The sequence below is a fragment of the Paenibacillus filicis genome (assembly GCF_038070315.1).
In the GTDB taxonomy this organism is placed as follows: domain Bacteria; phylum Bacillota; class Bacilli; order Paenibacillales; family NBRC-103111; genus Paenibacillus_G; species Paenibacillus_G filicis.
In genome coordinates, this window is the sequence record NZ_JBBPCC010000051.1 from 1 (window position 1) to 1,798 (window position 1,798).

General features: G+C 49.7%; 1 protein-coding gene. It reads right to left on the reverse strand.

Annotated elements, in window-relative coordinates:
• Positions 1-392: 392 nt before the first annotated feature.
• Positions 393-1,688, reverse strand: coding sequence for an IS110 family RNA-guided transposase (locus WMW72_RS35440; RefSeq protein ID WP_341420304.1), 1,296 nt, complete (start codon positions 1,686-1,688; stop codon positions 393-395).
• Positions 1,689-1,798: the final 110 nt, after the last annotated feature.

Sequence of the window (1,798 nt, forward strand, 5' to 3'; positions counted from 1 at the left end):
CTCCCACTATAAATTAATAAATTCTCTTGTTTTCTCACTCTTTCTTAGACTTTCAACCATGGACTTTTTGAGAGCTGGAGAAGTCATGTAAGGATGACATTATTTTCTGGTGGAGCCGGTGGCAGGAATAGAGATTGGGGCATTTTTTCCAACCCACGATACTTACTGTGATCGCACCCTGGATATCCACACCTGACTCTTGACGGCTTACCCTCCCATGTCACGCGGGGTCGCTGCCCTTACATTCCTTCGTTCGGCCTCTCAAGAGGTGGACGCCGTTTCTTGCTCCTTTACAGGGTCGTTGCCCTTATGGAATAGTCCCCTACGGCTGCTCCGTGCATCTTTTGTCTTTGGTTATTCTGGTTTGGTGAGAAACGTGAGTTTGGTTTTTCTTAGGCTACCATCTGGAACTGAGCCTGTCGTACCGGCCCTAACACATCGTTCGCATCGTACGGAATGCACTTGGTCCCGAGCGTATGCAGGACACGTATGAGTTTCCCGCACAAGGCCACAAGGGATTGCTTTTTCTTAAGTGGATTCTGACTTCGTGTCGTGAAGTACTGGTGCAGAGCCTTAAACTCTGCGTTCTTGGCTACCATGGGCATGACCGCCCGGAACAGTAAGGCCCTAAGCCGTGCTCGTCCTCGTTTGGTTATACTGGACCTGCCTTTTTTCTTTCCCGAGCTGTTCTCTTTGAGATTGAGTCCAGCAAGCCGAATGATCTGCTGTCCATGCTCGTACCCGCTTAGATCTCCTACTTCCGCTAGGAAACCCGCTAACGTCACTACGGCCACGCCTGGCACGGTAAGCATTTCTTTCGTGCCCGGGATTTCTGAGAGTAGACGTTCCACCTCAGTCTGTATCTCTTCGAGCTGTCTGGCGAACATTTCGTACTGCTCGAGAAGCGTTTTAATCTCTATTTTTGCTGCAGGAAGCCCTTCGGTCAGACCGATAGAATGTCTCGCCGCTTCCATGAGGTGCTGCGCTCGCTTGGCGCCTACGGCTCGTTTTACCTCTTGTTTCCACCGCTGAACAATGGCTTCTGTACCTAGCTCTACGATCTCACCTGGCGTCGGAAACTCGCCCAGCGTAATGAGCGAGGCTTTCCCCTCCCAGTCTTTAAATACCTCTGTGTATTCCGGAAAGAAACGATCCAGCCAGTTCTGTATCCGCCTTTGCACCTGTCCGAAGTTCACTATGACTTTCTCCCGAAGATTCATGAGAATCCGCAGATCTGCGTAGACACTCGTCGGCAATTTGGGTTCGCTGTACTTTCCGTTTCGCACCAAGTCCGCAATGACTTTAGCGTCTTTATAGTCATTTTTAGTCGGTGAGTTATCTTCCAATTCTTTGCTCTTGTGCACATGATGCGGATTGACGATGACCAAAGAAATGCCTTGCTGCCCCAAATACTCGGCCAGGTTAAACCAGTAGTGTCCGGTGGGCTCAATGCCGAAGAGGACGTCACTCATGGCATGCTCCCGCTGAAGCTCCTTCATCCACTGAACCAGTTGCTCCAAGCCCGTTCGCGTATTGGAGAATACACAATCTTTCCCCAGTTCAATTCCCCGAAAGTCGATGGCGCGGGCCACGTGGGTTTCCTTAGCGATATCTGCGCCTACGACAAGGGTCTTGTCGGAAATTCGTGTAATCCGTTGATTCTGCTTCTTCGATTGTTTATACTTCATGTTGAGTGCCTCCTGTGCTGGAATTGTTCTTTGGACGGAACGTTTCCCAGTATACAGTTGGCGCTTTTTTCATTCAAACCTTAAATTAATTCATTACAGGAATGGCTCCT

What these genes read in the sequence shown, in the direction of transcription:
- WMW72_RS35440 (WP_341420304.1), bottom strand. Translation starts at nt 1,688, where the DNA reads ATGAAGTATAAACAATCGAAGAAGCAGAATCAACGGATTACACGAATT.